This is a genomic window from Streptococcus timonensis, from assembly GCF_047460355.1.
GTDB lineage: Bacteria > Bacillota > Bacilli > Lactobacillales > Streptococcaceae > Streptococcus > Streptococcus timonensis_A.
This window is the reverse complement of record NZ_JASHGL010000004.1, coordinates 29,990-50,645: the sequence shown is the minus strand read 5'-3', so window position 1 is coordinate 50,645 and position 20,656 is coordinate 29,990. Positions and strand designations below refer to the sequence as shown.

Annotated in this window: 11 protein-coding genes, 1 tRNA gene and 1 other RNA gene; 10 read left to right on the top strand and 3 right to left on the bottom strand. The window is 40.5% G+C overall.

Annotation, left to right across the window (positions count from 1 at the left end; translation table 11 throughout):
• Positions 1-60 precede the first annotated feature (60 nt).
• On the top strand, positions 61-972 hold the full coding sequence (trxB, locus tag QM941_RS07040; protein ID WP_414339932.1) for a thioredoxin-disulfide reductase: 912 nt from the start codon (positions 61-63) through the stop codon (positions 970-972).
• Positions 973-1,005: 33 nt separating this feature from the next.
• Here trxB and rlmB read toward each other — a convergent pair whose 3' ends face one another.
• Positions 1,006-1,734, bottom strand: a complete 729-nt coding sequence (gene rlmB / locus QM941_RS07035; RefSeq protein WP_414339931.1) for a 23S rRNA (guanosine(2251)-2'-O)-methyltransferase RlmB — start codon at positions 1,732-1,734, stop codon at positions 1,006-1,008.
• Positions 1,735-1,778: 44 nt separating this feature from the next.
• A complete protein-coding gene (def, locus tag QM941_RS07030) occupies positions 1,779-2,390 on the bottom strand; it encodes a peptide deformylase (protein ID WP_414339930.1) in 612 nt (203 codons plus the stop codon).
• A gap of 156 nt (positions 2,391-2,546) precedes the next feature.
• Here def and QM941_RS07025 point away from each other — a divergent pair, with 156 nt between their 5' ends.
• The 4 genes from QM941_RS07025 to QM941_RS07010 all read left to right on the top strand — a co-directional run bounded on the left by QM941_RS07025 (position 2,547) and on the right by QM941_RS07010 (position 6,810).
• Entirely contained in the window at positions 2,547-3,866 is a 1,320-nt protein-coding gene (locus tag QM941_RS07025) for a CapA family protein (RefSeq protein ID WP_414339929.1), read from the top strand.
• A 24-nt stretch (positions 3,867-3,890) separates the two neighbouring features.
• Positions 3,891-4,724 carry an HAD family hydrolase gene (locus tag QM941_RS07020; protein ID WP_414339928.1) on the top strand — a complete coding sequence of 278 codons (834 nt, stop codon included), beginning with the start codon at positions 3,891-3,893 and terminating at the stop codon, positions 4,722-4,724.
• Between the two features lie 98 nt (positions 4,725-4,822).
• Positions 4,823-5,170: a transfer-messenger RNA gene (ssrA, locus tag QM941_RS07015) on the top strand.
• A 305-nt stretch (positions 5,171-5,475) separates the two neighbouring features.
• On the top strand, positions 5,476-6,810 hold the full coding sequence (locus tag QM941_RS07010; RefSeq protein WP_414339927.1) for an Nramp family divalent metal transporter: 1,335 nt from the start codon (positions 5,476-5,478) through the stop codon (positions 6,808-6,810).
• Positions 6,811-6,889: 79 nt separating this feature from the next.
• Here QM941_RS07010 and QM941_RS07005 read toward each other — a convergent pair.
• Positions 6,890-6,977: transfer RNA gene (locus tag QM941_RS07005), tRNA-Ser, on the bottom strand.
• A gap of 159 nt (positions 6,978-7,136) precedes the next feature.
• Between QM941_RS07005 and QM941_RS07000 the strand changes: the two genes are divergently transcribed.
• From QM941_RS07000 to QM941_RS06980, 5 genes are all read left to right on the top strand, one after another.
• On the top strand, positions 7,137-7,877 hold the full coding sequence (locus QM941_RS07000) for a DeoR/GlpR family DNA-binding transcription regulator (RefSeq protein WP_414339926.1): 741 nt from the start codon (positions 7,137-7,139) through the stop codon (positions 7,875-7,877).
• On the top strand, positions 7,874-8,785 hold the full coding sequence (gene pfkB, locus QM941_RS06995; protein ID WP_414339925.1) for a 1-phosphofructokinase: 912 nt from the start codon (positions 7,874-7,876) through the stop codon (positions 8,783-8,785). Before QM941_RS07000 ends, pfkB begins: the two co-directional genes overlap by 4 nt.
• Positions 8,782-10,737 carry a fructose-specific PTS transporter subunit EIIC gene (locus QM941_RS06990; protein WP_414339924.1) on the top strand — a complete coding sequence of 652 codons (1,956 nt, stop codon included), beginning with the start codon at positions 8,782-8,784 and terminating at the stop codon, positions 10,735-10,737. The genes pfkB and QM941_RS06990 overlap by 4 nt, the downstream gene beginning before the upstream one ends.
• A 90-nt stretch (positions 10,738-10,827) precedes the next feature.
• Positions 10,828-13,152, top strand: a complete 2,325-nt coding sequence (locus QM941_RS06985) for a DNA translocase FtsK (protein ID WP_414339923.1) — start codon at positions 10,828-10,830, stop codon at positions 13,150-13,152.
• Positions 13,153-13,480: 328 nt separating this feature from the next.
• The gene (locus QM941_RS06980; RefSeq protein WP_414339922.1) at positions 13,481-20,569 is read left to right on the top strand and encodes a SpGH101 family endo-alpha-N-acetylgalactosaminidase; all 7,089 of its coding nucleotides are present in this window, start codon (positions 13,481-13,483) and stop codon (positions 20,567-20,569) included.
• Positions 20,570-20,656: the final 87 nt, after the last annotated feature.

Here is a 20,656-nt window from a genome sequence, read left to right as displayed (position 1 = left end):
GCCAAATTCCAGGTAATTAGTTAGACTAAAGATAGTTACAACGAGAAAGAAGGAAAAACAATGTACGATACTATTATTATTGGTGCAGGACCTGCGGGCATGACTGCTGCTTTGTATGCGGCACGTAGCAATCTCAAAGTTGCTTTACTCGAAGGTGGTCTTCCTGGCGGTCAGATGAATAATACTTCTGATATTGAAAACTACCCAGGTTATACCAATATAAGTGGACCTGAGTTGGCTGAAAAGATGTTTGAGCCATTGGAAAATCTTGGAGTTGAACATCTGTATGGTTTGGTAGAAAATATTGAGGACCATGGAGGCATTAAGAAGATAATAACTGATGACCAAGTTTTTGAAACCCGTACAGTTATTGTAGCAACAGGATCAAAACATCGTCTTTTGGGAGTTCCAGGTGAGGAAGAACTCAATAGCCGAGGAGTTTCTTACTGTGCAGTCTGTGATGGTGCATTCTTCCGTGACCAAGACTTGCTAGTCGTAGGTGGCGGAGACTCAGCAGTTGAAGAAGCTATATTTTTGACACAATTTGCTAAATCTGTAACCATCGTTCACCGTCGTGATGAACTTCGTGCTCAAAAAGTTTTACAGGACCGTGCCTTTGCTAATGAAAAAATCAAATTCATATGGGATTCTGTCGTCAAAGAAATTAAGGGTGAAAACCGCGTAGAGTCAGTTTTGATTGAAAATGTTAAGACTGGTCAAGTGACAAATCAAGCTTTTGGCGGTGTCTTTGTCTATGTCGGTTTAGATCCTGTTAGTGATTTTGCTAAAGACTTGCAAATCCAAGATGAGGCAGGTTGGATTGTGACAGACAATAATATGAAAACAGCTCGTGCAGGTATCTTTGCAGTTGGAGATGTACGTCAAAAAGATCTTCGTCAGATTACAACAGCTGTAGGAGATGGCGCTATTGCAGGTCAAGAAGCCTATAAATATATTACAGAACACAGTTAAAAAAGTTTCCAATCATTGATTGGAAACTTTTTCTTATAGACGATTTCGAAAGACTTCGTACATGAGAATGGCAGCAGCAACACTGGCATTGAGGCTTTGGACGTGACCATTCATAGGGATGGTAATCATTTCATCCACTTGTTTTTTTATATTACTTGAGATACCTTTTCCTTCATTACCGATGATAAGGGCGATTTTTCCTTTGGTATTCCATTTGTGGCATGGAGTGCCGTTCATATCAGTTCCAAAAGTCCAGAATCCTTCATCTTTCAATTTATCCAAGGTTTGGCTGAGATTAGTCACACGAGCGATTGGGACATGTTCAATGGCCCCTGTCGCAGTCTTGGCAACAACAGGTGTCACACCGACAGCACGGTGTTTGGGAATGATAACCCCTGAGACATTAGTGGCATCAGCTGTTCTCAAAATAGAACCTAGATTATGAGGATCTGTTAGGCCATCTAAAATCAATAGCAGAGGATTCTCCTCTTGTCTGGTCTTTGATAGAATCTGTTCCAATTCTGTATAGGCAAATTCAGAAACACGCAATACAAAACCTTGGTGGACAGCACCTTCAGTCATCTCTGAGAGGGATTTTTTCGAGGTCCAAGAAATAGAAACTTTCTTTTCAGTAGCTAGTTCCTTCACTTTTTCAACATTTTTACCTCTTAGATCCTCTTGGACATAGAGTTTGTTTCCAGTATTTGCAAGGAGGGCTTCGGTAACGGCATGTACGCCATAGACAATATCGTTTGTTTTCATGAGTTTATTATAACATAAAATCCCGTCTTATAACGGGATTTGCTTTATTCGAGAATGAGGAGACCATCTTTGATGGCAAATGGGTCTTTTTCATTGATACGATCGTAGAACATAATGCCATTGATGTGGTCAATCTCATGTTGGACAACAATCGAGTTGTAGCCTTTAAGCTTAATGCGGTGCTTTTCACCATTCTTGTCAAAGTAGTCAACTGTAACTCGGGCATGTCGAATGACATAGCCTGGGACATTACGGTCGACGGACAAGCACCCTTCTCCCTCACCAAGAGCAGCATCTTGAACTGAGTGGGATACAATTTTTGGATTGTACATAATGGCTTGTAAATCGTAGGCTTCCTGAGGAGTTTCCCCTTCTTCGGTAATGTTAGGTACCAAAACAGCGATGATGCGTTTTGAGATATCCAATTGAGGAGCAGCAAGACCAACTCCACCACGAAGTCCTAGTTTTTCAGCCATAACGGGGTCTTGAGAATGTTTGAGGAATTGCATCATCTTTTCTCCTAGAATGATATCCTGATCACTAAGTGGGAAAGTAACTTCTTCAGCAACGGCTCGAAGAGTAGGATTCCCCTCGCGAATAATATCCTTCATATCAATTAAATGAGCGGCTTTGGTAATACGTTCTATAGCAGACATGTTCTCTCTCCTTTTCTTACCATTCAATCATAACACAAAAAGCCTTAGAAAGAAAGTAGAGAAGTTTGTCCATTTATCAAGCCTCAGATGAAATACAAGCTTGTCTATGGTATAATAGAAAAAGAAGACTTACATAAAAAAGTAAGGAGGAATCAGATGGAAAAACGTAGTAGAAGAAGAAAAAAGCAATCAGGCTTTCTCCTAAAGTTAGGCCCTGTTAGATTTTTTAGGAACTATCGCAAATGGACGAATGCAACTTTTATAGTAGTCTTATTGACGGTAGTCGCAATCTCCATGTCTCTAACCTTATTTGCAGAAAGTCTCCAAGGAATTTTCTTTACAAGTAGTAACCCAAGTGTCTCACACCAAGAGTCTAGCCCGCAGACGAAAAGTAAAGAAGGAGAACAGGAATCTACTGCCCGTATTATGGCTCATGGTGACTTGCTTTATCATGATATAGTATACATGTCAGCCAAAAAAGAGGATGGGACTTATGATTTTTATGAAAATTATGAATACGTTAAACCCTGGTTTAAAAAAGCAGACTTGGTTATCGGTGATTTCGAAGGAACTATAAGCCCAGACCATTATCTGGCAGGATATCCACTATTTAATGCTCCGCCTCAAGTCATGGATGCCATCAAAGATGCTGGTTATCATGTTTTGGATCTGGCTCATAATCATATCCTTGATTCACAGTTAAGTGGTCTTATTTCAACGGTAGATACTATCGAAAATGCTGGTATAACCCCAATTGGTGTTTATACGCATAAATCTCGCGACAAGTCGCCAATAGTGATTAAGGAAGTTAATGGTATCAAAATCGCTCTTTTAGCCTATTCATACGGCTTCAATGGAATTGAGGAATCTATTTCTAAAGAAGACTACAATCATTACTTGTCTGACTTGGATGAAGTCAAGATGAAAGCAGAGATCGAGCGTGCGGAAAAAGAAGCTGATATTACCATTGTCATGCCACAGATGGGAGTTGAATACCAGTTAGATCCGACTGAAGAGCAAAAAGTTCTCTATCACAAGATGATTGATTGGGGTGCTGATATTATCTTTGGAGGTCATCCTCACGTTGTTGAACCTTCTGAAACCGTTGAAAAAGATGGGGACAAAAAACTCATTATTTACTCTATGGGAAATTTCTTATCCAATCAACGAATCGAAACCATGCAAGATGTGGCGAACGCTAAATGGACTGAGCGTGGACTTCTCATGGACGTAAGCATTAAGAAAGAAACTGGTAAAACTATTATTGTTACAGCGCAAGCTCATCCAACTTGGGTTAATCGTATACATAAGGGAACCTATTCACCAGAAGGTTATCCAAATTATCTATATCAGACTTATATCTTGGAGGATTTCATCGAGGGTGGTACTCACCGTGACATGTTAGATGAAGAAACCAAGGTACGGATTGACACTGCATATAGAGAAATGAATGAACATGTAGGCTTGAAGTGGTAGTAGCTTTAGCTAGAAGGAGACAAGATGACGATAAAACTAATTGCAACAGATATGGATGGAACCTTGTTGGATCCCAAAGGACAAGTTGATTTACCGCGTTTAGAAAAGATTTTAGATCAGCTGGAGGAAAGGAATATTCGGTTTGTTATTGCGACTGGAAACGAAATCCATCGTGTGAGACAATTGCTGGGGCACTTAACGGATCGGGTAGTTCTTATCGTTGCCAATGGTGCTCGGATATTTGAAAATGACCAGCTTATCCAGTATCATACTTGGGATGACCAGGTGGTTGATAAGGCTTTAAAATTTTTCAAGGGTCGAGAATGTCAAGACCAGTTTGTGGTGACTAGTATGAATGGTGGCTTTGTGAAAAAGGGTACCGTCTTTACTGAACTGGACAAATTTATGACACCTGAGATGATTGAGCTTTTATACAAGCGAATGAATTTTGTAGACGAGCTCCAAACTGATTTGTTTGGCGGTGTTTTAAAAATGAGTTTGGTGATCGGAGAGGAACGTTCTGACACAGTTTTGCAAGAAATCAATCAACTTTTTAATGGGCATGTTCAGGCAGTTTCTAGTGGTTACGGCTGTATCGATATTTTGCAAGAGGGTATTCATAAGGCTTGGGGCTTACAAGAACTACTCAAACGTTGGGATATAAAATCTCAAGAAATCATGGCTTTTGGTGATAGTGAAAATGATGTCGAGATGCTAGAACTGGCTGGAATTGCATATGCTATGGAAAATGCGGATGATAAGGCTAAGGCTGCTGCAACAGACTTGGCACCATCTAATAGTCAAGCAGGAGTCTATCAAGTTTTAGAAGACTGGCTTAAACAAGGTTGTAATGATTAAGTAGACTATATTTCTATCAGCCGAAATTTTCTTATTAGTGTTTATAATGACTTTTGCTTTTTTAACTGAGATAAGGTATAATGGTTTTACTGTCTTTTGGGGTCGTTACGGATTCGACAGGCATTATGAGGCATATTTTGCAACCCGTGTGGCGACGTAAACGCTCAGTTAAATATAACTGCAAAAAATAACACTTCTTACGCTCTAGCTGCCTAAAAACCAGCAGGCGTGACCCGATTCGGATTGCTCGTGTCTGATGATGGGTCTTATTATTAGCGAGATACGATCAAGCTTTGTCTAGCAGTTTGGTAAGAGATTTATAGACTCGCAGTTCCTAGGCTTGAGTTATGTGTCGAGGGATTGTTAAAACAATACATAACCTATGGTTGTAGACAAATATGTTAGCAGGTGTTTGGACGTGGGTTCGACTCCCACCGGCTCCATTGATAATTTACATTGTTTTGTAAATCTTTCTAAAACGTTGTTTTTACAACGTTTTTTATTTTATTCTTTGGTATTCTTTTGCAAAAAAAGAATACAACATTTTGTTGTATCCTAAATATTAAATCAAGTCCTGAATTTTCTTAAGTTTTTATCATATTTTCTGTTATAATTAAGGTGCCTTAAGAAAAATAATGAAAAAACTAAATGTTTTTCATATAGTTTTCATTGTTTTAATAGTTTAAAGTCAATCTTATTTTTCTCTAATAGAAAATAATGAAAAAGTAGGTTTAGAAAGAGGTAAGTATCTATGTCTTCTCATAAAAAAGTGTCACTCTCTGAGATTAATCAATCTATCGATACTCCAAATAACAATCATTTCTGGCAAAATTTAAAGGCCTTTTTAGGTCCGGGTGCTCTTGTCGCAGTTGGTTATATGGATCCAGGAAACTGGATTACCAGTGTAGTCGGTGGTGCTTCCTATAAGTATAGTCTCTTGTTTGTTATCTTGATTTCATCTCTCATTGCTATGCAACTTCAGCAGATGGCAGGAAAGCTTGGTATTGTAACCCAGATGGACCTGGCTCAAGCAACGGCTCATCATTCACCCAAATGGCTTCGTTATAGTCTATGGGTGATTTTAGAATTAGCCTTGATGGCGACAGATCTGGCAGAAGTTCTAGGTTCAGCGATTGCTCTCAATCTTCTCTTTAAGATTCCGATTATGATAGCCATCCTTTTGACGGTTCTAGATGTCTTTCTCTTATTGCTTTTGATGAAATTTGGCTTTAAGAAGATTGAAGCTATCGTTACAACACTGATTTTAACGATTTTAGCAATCTTTACTTATCTGGTAGCTTTATCAAATCCAAGTTTCCAAGGAATCGCTGAGGGTTATTTACCCAATTCGACCTTATTTGAGAGTCCTTTGCCAGGACATGAAAGTCAATTAACTTTAGCTCTGGGGATTGTAGGTGCGACGGTTATGCCTCATAACCTCTATTTGCATTCTTCCTTGTCTCAAACTCGGAGAATCAATCACAATGACAAGGATGATGTTCGAAAAGCGGTGCGCTTTATGACCTGGGATTCAAATCTCCAATTATCCTTGGCCTTTGTGGTTAACTCCCTTCTATTAATTCTCGGGGCGGCTCTCTTTTTCGGCCATGCATCCGAGATTTCTGCCTTCTCTCAAATGTATAATGCCTTGCAGGATTCTACTATTGCAGGAGCTATAGCTAGCTCGACCTTATCAACCTTGTTTGCCTTGGCTTTATTAGCCAGTGGTCAAAATTCGACAATTACGGGTACCTTGACTGGACAAATCGTTATGGAAGGTTTCTTGCATATGAGATTACCTCAATGGTTCATTCGTTTGGCAACTCGTCTCTTTGCCTTGTTGCCTGTCATGATTGTAGCGGTTCTGTTTGGTCATCAGGAAAAAACCTTGGATCAGTTATTGGTCTATTCGCAGGTCTTTCTTTCAATCGCTCTTCCGTTTTCAATCTTCCCTTTGATTTATCTAACTTCTAAGAAGTCACTAATGGGAGAATTTACCAATGCTAAATGGAATACTATTCTTGGTTATATCGTTTCCATTATCTTAACAATTCTCAATGTGAAATTGTTATTTGATATTTTCTAAGAAATTCACCCAAGTTAGAAAACAAACATATAAGAAAAAAGATACCCAAGATTTCTTGGGTATCTTTTTTGAAAATAAACGGAAGACATGGGATTCGAACCCACGCACGCTTTAACACGCCTACCGCGTTTCCAACACGGCCTCTTAAGCCTCTTGAGTAATCTTCCATTGTTTACTAACCTAGTCTACCATAAAGCCTTCTTTCTTGCAAATAAATTTTTAGAAAAAGAAAATGATAGAAAGTGAAAGAAAATGATAAAAAATGCTTGACTTTGTTCTTTTTTATGATAGAATGAATATTGTAATCGTTAACAGGAGGTAAACTAGTGCTAAAAAGTGAACGAAAACAGGTGATTTTAGAAGAATTGAAACAGCATAAAATCGTCTCACTTGAGAAATTGGTAGGCTTGTTAGATACTTCAGAATCAACAGTTAGACGCGATTTAGATGAATTGGAGTCTGAAAATAAACTTCGTCGAGTGCATGGAGGAGCAGAGCTGCCTCACTCCTTGCAAGAAGAAGAAACCATTCAAGAAAAATCTGTCAAAAACCTTCAAGAGAAAAAGTTGATTGCTCAAAAAGCAGCTTCTCTCATCAAAGAAAAAGATGTTATCTTTGTGGATGCAGGAAGTACGACAGCCTTTCTCATTAAAGAATTGGAGCGAAAAGACATTACAGTGGTAACCAATTCCATTCACCATGCGGTTCAATTAGTGGATAAGCAAATCCCAACAGTCATTATCGGTGGTGGAGTTAAAATGACAACAGATGCCAGTATCGGAGGAGTAGCTCTCAATCAGATTAACCAACTGCACTTTGATCGTGCCTTTATTGGAATGAATGGTGTAGATGAAGGTTACTTTACAACTCCAGATATGGAGGAGGGCGCCGTCAAGCGTGCTATCTTAGAAAATGCTAAACAGACATATGTTCTAGCAGATTCATCCAAGATTGGTCAGTCTTGTTTTGCTAAGGTAGCTCCTATAAAACGTGCTATTGTCATTACAAGCAAGGGTCACGAGCTCTTGCCAGCTATCAAAGAGAAAACGGAGGTAATAGAAGTATGATTTATACAGTCACACTCAATCCATCTATAGACTACATTGTCCGTTTGGACAAAGTGGAAGTTGGTAGTGTCAATCGTATGGACAGTGATGATAAGTTTGCTGGTGGTAAAGGTATCAATGTTAGCCGTGTCTTGAAGCGTTTGGATATTCCAAATACAGCGACGGGTTTCATTGGAGGCTTTACTGGAAAATTTATCACAGATACTTTAGCTGAAGAACAAATTGAAACGCAATTTGTCCAAGTGGCAGAAGATACGCGTATCAATGTTAAGATTAAAGCCGACCAAGAAACAGAAATCAATGGGACAGGTCCTACTGTTGAACCAGAGCAACTTGAAGAGTTAAAAGCCATTCTTTCTAGTTTAACAGCAGAAGATACAGTTGTCTTTGCAGGTTCGAGTGCAAAAAACTTGGGTAATGTTATTTACAAAGAATTAATTGCTTTGACGCGTCAGACAGGCGCTCAAGTAGTCTGTGACTTTGAAGGTCAAACCTTAATTGATAGTTTGGATTATCAACCACTTTTGGTCAAACCAAATAATCATGAACTGGGAGCTATCTTTGGAGTCAAGCTAGAAAGCCTTGATGAAATAGAGAAATACGCTCGAGAGTTATTGGCTAAGGGTGCTCAAAACGTCATCATCTCTATGGCTGGAGACGGTGCACTTCTTGTCACATCTGAGGGAGCTTACTTTGCTAAACCGATTAAGGGAACAGTTAAAAACTCAGTGGGTGCTGGTGACTCGATGGTTGCTGGATTTGCTGGTGAGTTTGTCAAATCAAAAAACGCAGTAGAAGCCTTCAAATGGGGAGTGGCTTGTGGAACAGCAACTACATTTTCAGATGATTTAGCAACTGCAGCATTTATTAAAGAAACTTATGAAAAAGTTGAGGTAGAAAAAAGATGAAAATTCAAGATTTATTGAGAAAAGATGTCATGTTGCTTGATTTGCAAGCAACTGAAAAAACAGCAGCTATCGAAGAAATGATTCATAGCTTGGTTGAACACGGATACATGACAGATTTTGAAACCTTTAAAGAAGGAATCTTGGCACGTGAAGCTTTGACTTCTACAGGATTGGGTGACGGTATCGCAATGCCTCACAGTAAAAATGCTGCTGTTAAAGAAGCGACTGTTCTCTTTGCTAAATCAAACAAGGGTGTTGACTACGAAAGTTTAGATGGACAACCAACTGACCTCTTCTTTATGATTGCTGCTCCAGAAGGTGCCAATGATACTCACTTGGCTGCCTTGGCAGAATTGTCTCAATATTTGATGAAAGACGGATTTGCTGATAAACTTCGTCAAGTAACATCAGCTGATCAAGTCATTGACCTCTTTGACCAAGCTTCAGAAAAAGCTCAAGAACCAGTTCAAACTCCTGCAAATGAATCTGGTGATTTTATCGTAGCAGTTACAGCTTGTACAACAGGAATTGCCCACACATACATGGCCCAAGAAGCTCTTCAAAAAGTGGCTGCGGAAATGGGTGTTGGTATCAAGGTTGAAACCAACGGTGCAAGTGGTGTTGGCAACAAATTGACAGCAGAAGATATCCGCAATGCCAAAGCTGTTATCATCGCTGCAGATAAAGCAGTTGAGATGGATCGTTTCGATGGTAAACCATTGGTGAATCGTCCAGTTGCAGACGGTATTCGTAAGACAGAAGAGTTGATCAACTTGGCTCTTTCTGGAAATGCTGAAGTTTATCATGCTGCTAACGGAGCAAAAGCTTCAACAGCGTCTAACGAAAAACAAAGTATCGGTGGTGCTTTCTACAAACACTTGATGAGTGGTGTATCTCAAATGTTGCCATTCGTTATCGGTGGTGGTATCATGATTGCTCTTGCCTTCTTGATTGATGGTGCTATGGGTGTGCCAAACGATAGCCTCGGAAATCTTGGTTCTTACCATGAGCTAGCTTCTATGTTCATGAAAATTGGTGGTGCAGCCTTTGGTTTGATGCTTCCAGTATTTGCAGGATATGTTGCTTACTCAATCGCTGAAAAACCAGGTTTGGTAGCCGGTTTCGTAGCTGGTGCTATCGCTAAAGAAGGTTATGCCTTTGGTAAAATTCCTTACGCTCAGGGTGGTGAAGCAACTTCAGCTCTTGCAGGAGTATCATCAGGTTTCCTTGGAGCCCTCGTAGGTGGATTTATCGCAGGTGCCTTGGTGCTCTTGGTTAAGAAATACGTGAAGGTTCCTCGCTCCCTTGAAGGTGCTAAATCAATCCTTCTCTTGCCACTTTTTGGAACAATCTTGACAGGCTTTGTCATGTTAGCTGTTAATATCCCAATGGCCGCAATCAACACTGGTATGAACAACTTCCTTGCTGGTCTTGAAGGTGGATCAGCAGTCCTTCTAGGTATCGTCCTTGGAGGAATGATGGCTGTCGATATGGGTGGCCCTGTCAATAAAGCAGCTTACGTCTTTGGTACTGGTACGCTTGCAGCAACTGTAGCTACTGGTGGTTCAGTAGCCATGGCAGCGGTTATGGCTGGAGGAATGGTTCCACCACTTGCCATCTTTATCGCAACACTTCTCTTCAAGAATAAATTTACCAAAGAAGAACGCAACTCTGGTTTGACGAACATCGTTATGGGCTTGTCATTCATCACTGAAGGTGCTATACCATTTGGTGCAGCAGACCCAGCTCGTGCTATCCCAAGCTTTATCCTTGGATCTGCAGTAGCAGGTGGACTCGTTGGTCTTACAGGTATCAAGCTCATGGCTCCTCACGGAGGGATCTTCGTTATCGCCCTTACTTCAAACGCTCTTCTCTATCTTGTATCTGTCTTGGTAGGAGCACTTGTCAGTGGTGTAGTTTACGGTTACCTACGTAAACCTATAGAAAAATAATCACAAACATATTCAAATGACTGAACACGGAAGTGGGCAGTCATTTTTTTAATCCCTCGAAAAGTTTATGAAATATGTTATAATGGAAACATGGCAAATAAGAATACAAATAAAAATAGACGGAGACCGTCTAAAGCAGAAATAGAAAGAAAGAAAGCTATTCAGCGGATGTTAATTTCGTTAGTACTGGCTATTTTCTTGATTTTTGCTGCTCTTAAATGGGGAGCTGTAGGAATCAGTATTTACAATCTAATCCGCTTACTTGTGGGTAGTCTAGCTTATCTAGCAATTTTTTCTCTAATCATCTATCTATTCTTCTTTAAATGGATACATAAGCAAGAAGGCTTGCTAGCAGGCTTCTTCTTTATTTTTGCAGGCTTACTCCTCATTTTTGAAGCCTATCTAGTTTGGAAATATAGCTTGGCTTCAGCGGTCTTTCAAGGAACGATTGGTCAAATCTATAAAGATTTAACCAGCTTTCAAGTGACTAGTTTTGCTGGTGGAGGTTTGTTAGGGGTAGGTCTTTACATTCCGATAGCATTTCTATTTTCAAATATTGGAACTTACTTTATAGGTGCTATCTTTATCTTAATCGGAATGCTATTGGTTAGTCCTTGGTCTATCTATGACATTGCTGATTTCCTTGCAACTCGCATGAACCTATGGATGGAACGACGCGAGCAGAGAAAACAAGAACGCTTCATCAAACGCGAGGAGGAAAAAGCTCGTAAAGAAGCAGAAGAGCAAGAAAGATTGCTGAGAGAACAAGAAGAACAAGAAGCATTGAGTTTACCTCCAATTGATATGGAAACAGGTGAGATTCTTTCAGAAGAAGCCCTGCAAGATTTTCCACCGCTTCCTGAGGAAGAATGGGTGGAACCTGAGATTATTCTCCCGCAAGCGGACTATGATTATCCTCAAGTAGGTGATATTCCTCAGAGCGCTGATTATGCAGAAGATGAGGATGTTGAAGTAGATTTTTCTGCTAAAAAGGCCTTGGAATATAAGCTCCCAACCTTGCAACTCTTTGCACCTGATAAACCAAAAGATCAGTCTAAAGAAAAGAAAATTGTTAGAGAGAATATCAAGATTTTGGAAGAAACTTTTGCTAGTTTCGGTATCAAGGTAACGGTTGAACGTGCTGAAATCGGTCCATCGGTGACCAAGTATGAGGTTAAACCAGCAGTTGGTGTTCGTGTTAATCGTATTTCCAATCTAGCAGACGACTTGGCTCTGGCCTTGGCTGCTAAGGATGTCCGTATTGAAGCACCGATTCCCGGAAAGTCGCTAGTCGGTATAGAAGTTCCAAACTCAGAAATCGCAACAGTTTCCTTCCGAGAACTATGGGAACAGTCTCAAACTAAGCCTGAAAACCTTCTAGAAATCCCTCTTGGGAAGGCCGTTAACGGAACAGCTCGTAGTTTTGACTTGGCTAAAATGCCTCACTTACTTGTAGCTGGGTCTACAGGTTCTGGTAAATCTGTTGCAGTTAATGGTATTATCGCAAGTATTCTGATGAAGGCTCGCCCAGACCAAGTCAAATTTATGATGGTGGATCCTAAGATGGTTGAGTTGTCGGTCTACAATGATATTCCCCATCTCTTGATTCCAGTTGTGACCAATCCTCGCAAGGCAAGTAAAGCTCTTCAAAAAGTCGTAGATGAAATGGAAAACCGCTACGAGCTGTTTGCAAAAGTTGGTGTCCGTAATATCGCTGGCTTTAATGCTAAGGTTGAAGAATTTAACGCTCAGTTAGAGTACAAACAAGTGCCTCTACCTTTAATTGTCGTGATTGTTGATGAGTTGGCAGATTTGATGATGGTAGCTAGCAAAGAAGTAGAAGATGCCATTATCCGACTCGGACAAAAGGCGCGTGCGGCTGGTATTCACATGATTCTTGCAACTCAGCGACCCTCAGTGGATGTTATCTCAGGTTTGATTAAGGCCAATGTTCCTTCCCGTGTAGCCTTTGCTGTTTCATCTGGAACAGATTCACGTACGATTTTGGATGAAAATGGTGCTGAGAAATTGCTTGGTCGAGGGGATATGCTCTTTAAGCCAATTGATGAAAACCATCCTGTTCGCTTGCAAGGTTCCTTTATCTCTGATGATGATGTGGAACGTATTGTTAGCTTCATTAAGGCTCAAGCAGATGCTGATTATGATGACAGTTTTGATCCTGGAGAAGTTTCTGAGTCAGATGGTGATTCTGGCTCTGGCGATGAAGGTGGGGATCCACTCTTTGAAGAAGCCAAGGCTTTGGTTATTGAAACTCAAAAAGCAAGTGCATCCATGATCCAACGTCGTCTATCTGTTGGTTTTAACCGAGCGACTCGATTGATGGAAGAATTAGAGATGGCAGGTGTTATTGGACCTGCTGAAGGGACAAAACCTCGAAAAGTCTTACAACAATAAAAAACGTAAAAACAGTATAAAAATGCATAGAAACTTTATTGAAAAGCTAGACTAAGGTGGTTTAACTTTCTTGATAAAGTTTCTTTTTGGTTGCTAAAATGCTAGAAATAAGGTTTGCTGAAATTCTTTTCAGACTAGCCAGGAAATTGGATTTTACTTTTACTAGTTTTACCTGTTAAAGTATTGATTTTTTTACCCTTTTTTGATATATTAAGCTAGTATAGAAAAAATTATATGTTTATAAGGGAGTGTAAAAAATAGAGGAGGTTATTTTTTTAAACGAAAATGCAAACGCTTACTTTGTAAACTGAAAGGAACAAAAAAACCGATGGATAAAAGATTATTTGAAAAACGTTGCAAATATAGTATTCGGAAATTTTCATTAGGGGTTGCTTCTGTCATGATTGGTGCAGCTTTCTTTGGAACTAGCACTGTTCTTGCAGATTCTGCGCAAACAGGTTCAACAGCAAATATGCCAGCAGATTTGACCGCAGCTCTTGCTAACGCAAATGAAAATGATGGACGTGAGTTTGAGGCGCCAAAACCTGGTGAAGACCAAGGTTCTCCTGAAGTAACTGAAGGACCAAAAACAGAAGAAGAATTACTCGAGAAAGAAAAAGAAGCAGCGGCAACTTCGGATGCCCTTCCAGAAGACTTACGTGAAAAACTTAACAAGGCTGAAGAAGGTGGCCGTACTGCTTCGAAAGAAGACTTAGAAAAAGACGATACAAGTTTAGTTCCAGAAGATGTCGCTAAAACAAAAAATGGCGAATTGAACTATGGGGCGACTGTTAAAATTCAAAGTGCAGCTGGTGTCGGTAGCGGTATTGTCATTGGTGAAAATCTAGTTTTATCTGTTTCTCATAACTTTATCAAAGATGTTCCAGACGGAAACAATCGCAAGGTAGCTGATAATATTGAGAGTGATGATGATGTTTATTCAGTTTCTTACGAAGGAGCGCCTGATGTTAAATTCAGTAAGAATGACGTTAAACACTGGGACCGTGAAGGCTTCCTAAAAGGTTATAAGAATGACTTGGCCATCGTTAAGCTTCGTTCTCCTCTTGCTAACGCTCCTGTTGAAGTGACTGACAAACCTGCAACTACTAAGGTTGGAGATAAGGTACACGTTTTTGGTTATCCAACTGGAAAACTGTCTCCAATCTTAAATACTACAGTTGAAGACATCAATAATCACGGTGAGGGTGTTCGTGGGATCAGTTATCAAGGAAGTGAGCCTGGTGCAAGTGGTGGCGGAATTTTCGATGAAAATGGAAAATTGATTGGTATCCACCAAAATGGTGTTGTTGGAAGCCGCAGTGGAGGGATTCTCTTCTCACCAGCTCAGCTTGAGTGGATTCAAAACTATATTAAGGGCATTGAAACAACAAAACCAGCAGGTCTAGATGCACTTGATAAACAAGTTGAAGACAAGGACGAGAAACCAAAAGAAGATAAGCCGAAAGAAGAAAAACCAGCTGAGAACAAACCAGCAGAAACTAAACCGGCTGAATCAAAAGAAGTGACTCCAGAGTGGAAAACTGTTGAAAATAAAGAACAACAGGGAACTGTAACGATCCGTGAAGAAAATGGAGTTCGATACAACCAACTAGCGTCAACTGCTCAAAATGACAATGGTAAAAAACCAGCCTTGTTTGAAAAAGAAGGTTTGACAGTTGATGAAAATGGAAACGCCACAGTTGATTTGACCTTCAAAGAAGAGTCTGAAACAGGCAAATCTCGCTTTGGTGTCTTCATGAAATTTAAAGATACCGATAACAACGTTTTTGTAGGTTATGACCAAGGTGGATGGTTCTGGGAATACAAGACAAACGGCAGTGGACTTTGGTACCAAGGTGGTCGTGTTGCAGCACCGGTAAATGGTTCTGTCAACCACTTGACGGTCAGTCTTAAATCAGACGGACAACTCAATGCAACCAACAATGATGTCAAACTCTTCGACACAGTTACCTTGCCATCTGCAGTTAATGACAAACTAAAAGATGAGAAGAATATTGTTCTTAAAGCTGGTACTTACAATGGTAGTGAGAGAACTATTGTAAACGTTAAAACGGATAACCAAGAAGGTGTGAAAAACGACCAAGAGGCTGCTGAAAAAGAAAAAGGCGATACAGTAGATGATAGTAAAGTCAAATATGACACGATCGAATCTACAGTATTGAAAGCAGTTATTGACCAAGCCTTCCCACGTATTAAAGAATACGTCCTAAATGGCAACAAGCTTCCGGGTCAAGTTCAACAAATAAACAAAGTCCTCATCAATAAACATGCAGTAACTCCTGAAGTTACTTATAAGAAGATTAATGCAACAACTGCTGAGTATGAAATGAAACTCCGTGATGCGGAGAACCTCATCAATGCAGATATGACCGTTCGTTTGCAAGTGGTGGACAATCAACTTCACTTTGATGTAACTAAGATTGTCAACCATAACCAGGTAACACCAGGACAGAAGATTGATGATGAACGCAAACTACTTTCTTCAATCAGCTTCCTAGGAAATGCCTTGGTATCTGTATCAAGCGATCAAGCAGGAGCTAAGTTTGATGGGGCAACCATGTCAAACAATACTCACGTAAGTGGTGACGACCATATCGAAGTAACAAATCCAATGAAAGATTTGGCAAAAGGTTACATGTATGGATTTGTTTCAACAGATAAACTTGCTGCTGGTGTATGGAGCAACTCACAAAACAGCTACGGTGGTGGTTCTTACGATTGGACACGTTTGACAGCTTACAAGAATACTATTGGTAATGCCAACTACGTTGAAATTCATAGCTCTGAATGGCAGTGGGAAAAAGCTCACAATGGTATTGTCTTCCCAGCATATACTAAGGAACTTCCAAGTGCTAAAGTTGTCATCACAGAAGATGCCAATGCTGATAATAAAGTAGACTGGCAAGATGGTGCGATTGCATACCGTAGCATCATGAACAACCCTCAAGGTTGGGAAAAAGTTAAAAATATTACAGCCTACCGTATCGCCATGAACTTTGGTTCACAAGCACAAAACCCATTCCTCATGACCTTGGATGGTATCAAGAAGATTAACCTCCATACAGATGGTCTTGGTCAGGGTGTCCTCCTTAAAGGTTACGGTAGTGAAGGACATGACTCAGGTCACTTGAACTACGCAGATATCGGTAAACGTATCGGTGGTACAGAAGACTTTAAAGCTCTTATTGAAAAAGCTAAGAAATATGGTGCCCATCTCGGTATCCACGTCAATGCTTCAGAAACTTATCCTGAATCAAAATACTTCAATGAAAATATCCTTCGTAAAAACGCTGACGGTAGCTATAGCTACGGTTGGAACTGGATTGATCAAGGTATCAATATCGATGCAGCTTATGACTTAGCTCATGGACGTTTAGCACGTTGGGAAGAATTGAAGAAAGAATTGGGTGAAGGCCTAGACTTCGTTTATGTCGACGTTTGGGGTAACGGCCAATCAGGTGACAACGGTGCTTGGGCAACTCACGTTCTTGCAAAAGAAATCAACAAACAAGGTTGGCGCTTTGCAATTGAGTGGGGCCATGGTGGTGAGTATGACTCTACCTTCCATCACTGGGCAGCTGACTTGACTTATGGTGGCTATACGAATAAAGGTATCAACAGTGCCATCACTCGCTTTATCCGTAACCACCAAAAAGATGCTTGGGTTGGTGATTACAGAAGCTACGGAGGTGCGGCTAACTACCCACTTCTAGGCGGATACAGCATGAAGGACTTTGAAGGATGGCAAGGCCGTAGCGACTATAATGGTTATGTAACTAACTTGTTTGCTCATGATGTGATGACCAAGTACTTCCAACACTTCACTGTTAGCAAATGGGAAAATGGTAAACCAGTAACCATGACTGACAATGGTGGCACCTACAAGTGGACACCTGAGATGAAGGTTGAATTGGTCGATGAGGCTAACAACAAGGTAGTTGTTACTCGTAAATCTAATGATGTTAATAGCCCACAATACCGTGAACGAATTGTTACACTCAACGATCGTGTGATTCAAGATGGTTCAGCCTACTTGACACCTTGGAATTGGGATGCAAATGGTAACAAGCTAACTGGCGACAAGGAAAAAATGTACTATTTCAACACTGAAAAAGGTGCAACAACTTGGACACTTCCTAGCGACTGGGCAAATGGCAAAGTTTACCTTTACAAACTAACAGACCAAGGTAAGACTGAAGAACAAGAAGTAGCTGTCAAAGATGGTAAGATTACTCTTGATCTCCTAGCAAACCAACCTTATGTTCTTTATCGTTCTAAACAAACAAATCCTGAAATGTCATGGAGTGAAGGAATGCATATCTATGACCAAGGATTTAACAGCGAATCTTTGGATCATTGGAAGATTACAGGTGATGCATCTAAGGCTGAAATCGTGAAGTCTCAAGGTGCCAACCAAATGCTTCGTATCCAAGGCAATAAAGAAAAAGTTAGTCTCACTCAAAAATTGACTGGCTTGAAACCAAATACTAAATATGCAGTCTATGTCGGTGTGGATAACCGTAGTGATGCTAAAGCAAGTATTACAGTTAATACTGGTGAGAAAGAAGTGACCAACTACACGAACAAGTCACTCGCCCTCAACTATGTTAAAGCATACGCTCATAACACTCGTCGTGACAACGCAACTGTTAATGATACAAGTTACTTCCAAAACATGTATGCCTTCTTCACAACAGGTTCAGATGTATCAAATGTAACCTTGACCTTGAGTCGTGAAGCAGGAGATGAAGCAACTTACTTCGACGAAATCCGTACCTTCGAAAATGACTCTGCTATGTATGGTGATGGTCACGATACTGCAACAGGCGTCTTCAAACAAGACTTTGAAAATGTTGGACAAGGTATCTTCCCATTTGTCATTGGTGGAATCGAAGGTGTTGAAGACAACCGTACTCACTTGTCTGAAAAACATGCTCCATACACACAACGTGACTGGAACGGCAAGAAAGTTGATGATGTTATCGAAGGAAATTGGTCACTCAAGACAAACGGTCTCGTTAGCCGTCGTAACTTGGTTTACCAAACAATTCCACAAAACTTCCGCTTCGAAGCAGGTAAGACCTACCGTATCACATTTGACTACGAAGCTGGATCAGATAATACTTACGCATTTGTTGTAGGTAAGGGAGAATTCCAATCTGGTCGTCGTGGTAGCCAAGCAAGCGATCTCGAAATGCATGAATTACCAAACTCATGGACAGATTCTCAAAAAGCGAAACGTGCAACCTTCCTTGTGACAGGTGCTGAAACTGGCGATACTTGGGTAGGTATCTACTCTACAGGTAATGCAAGTAATACTCGTGGAGATTCTGGTGGTAATGCTAACTTCCGTGGTTACAATGACTTCATGATGGATAGACTTCAAATTGAAGAAATTGTCTTGACTGGTAAGATGATGACAGAAAATGCTGTCAAGAACTATCTTCCAACAGTTGCAATGACCAACTATACCCAAGAGTCTATGGATGCTCTGAAAGAAGCGGTCTTCAATCTTAGTCAATCAGACGATGACATTAGTGTAGAAGAAGCTAAAGCAGAAATCGCTAAGGTTAATGCTTTGAAAGATGCTTTAGTCTTGAAGAAAATAGCTCTTGTAGCAGATGACTTTGCAAGTCTTTCAGCTCCTGCTCAGGCTGGCGAAGGTATTGAAAATGCCTTTGACGGTAACTTGTCTAGCCTATGGCATACATCATGGAGCGGAGGAGATGTTGGCAAGCCAGCAACAATGGTCTTGAAAGAACCAACTGAAATTACAGGTTTCCGTTATGTTCCACGTGGTTCAGGTTCAAATGGTAACTTGAGAGACGTGACTCTTGTAGTAACTGATGAAACAGGTAAGGAACATACCTTCAATGCAACTAATTGGGCAGACAATAACAAGCCAAAAGATATCGACTTTGGTAAGACTATCAAAGCTAAGAAGATTGTCCTAACTGGAACAAGAACTTATGGAGATGGTGGCAACCAATATCAATCAGCTGCAGAATTGATCTTTGCTCGTCCGCAAGTTGCTGAAGCAGGTCTTGATACATCAGCATATGAAGCAGCCTTGGGCAAAGCTCAAAAATTGACTGATAAGAGCAATCAAGAAGAAGTGGCAAGTGTTGTTGCTAGCATGAAATATGCAACTGACAATCACCTATTGACTAATAGAATGCTTGAATACTTTGCAGATTATTTGGGTCAATTGAAAGACCAAGCCGCTAAACCTGATGCTCCAATAACAAGTAAGGGTGACGAACCAGCACCAACAGTAGAAGTCCCAGAATACACAGGTCCGATTGGAACAGCAGGTGATGAGCCAGCTCCAGTAGTAGAGGTTCCAGAGTACACAGGAGCAATTGGAACAGCAGGTGATGAGCCAGCCCCAGTAGTAGAAGTTCCAGAGTACACAGGAACAATTGGAACAGCAGGCGACGAACCAGCACCAGTAGTAGAAGTTCCAGAGTACACAGGAGCAATTGGTACAGCAGGTAATGAGCCGGCACCAGTAGTAGAATTACCAGAGTACACAGGAGCAATTGGCACAGCAGGTGATGAGCCAGCCCCAGTAGTAGAAGTTTCAGAGTACACAGGAGCAATTGGAACAGCAGGCGATGAGCCAGCCCCAGTAGTAGAAGTCCCAGAGTACACAGGAGCAATTGGCACAGCAGGCGACGAACCAGCACCTACAGTAGAAAAACCAACTGAAAATGTTCGGATCTTATCAGATAAAACTACAGGAGTTGTAGTTGCAGGACTATCAAGAGATCTGACCACAGATTTAAATCTTAAAGTACAAAAAGTAACGGATCAAAGTTTACAAGGTGTGAAATTTGATGCTTATGCTCTCCATTTGCTAGATAAAGATAACCATAAGGTTCAACCGAAAGGTGCAGTACTCGTTAGAGTACCAGTATCTGGTCAAGTATCTGGAGTATACTATACAGCATCAGGTAAGGCAGTAAGCTTTACAAATGGTCATGGTACAGTTGAATTCACAACTAGTCAGCTAGGACAATATGCAGTAGTTTATAAACAAGTTTCTAAGCCACAGACTCCATCAACAGAGAAACTGGATCATAAACCACAGACTCCATCAACAGAGAAACTGGATCATAAACCACAGACTCCATCAACAGAGAAACTGGATCATAAACCACAGACTCCATCAACAGAGAAACTAGATCATAAACCACAGAATACAGTAGTACAAGAACTTAATCAGAAATCAGTTGATGCTTCTAAACTAGGGATTAAGGAAGAAGTAACCAAAGAAGAAACGAAGGCTAAGCTCCCAGAAACTGGTACTAGCAAGTCAGAGCATCTCTTCTTCCTTGCCAGCCTCAGTCTAGCAATCTCTGCTCTATTTCTTGCAAAAGGGAAAAAAGAATAAAATATAAAAGAGATTTCGTCAACGAAAACTCGAACTCCTAACTAGAAGTGATGGAGAAAACGAACACCTGGAGAGGACCTCTTGGTC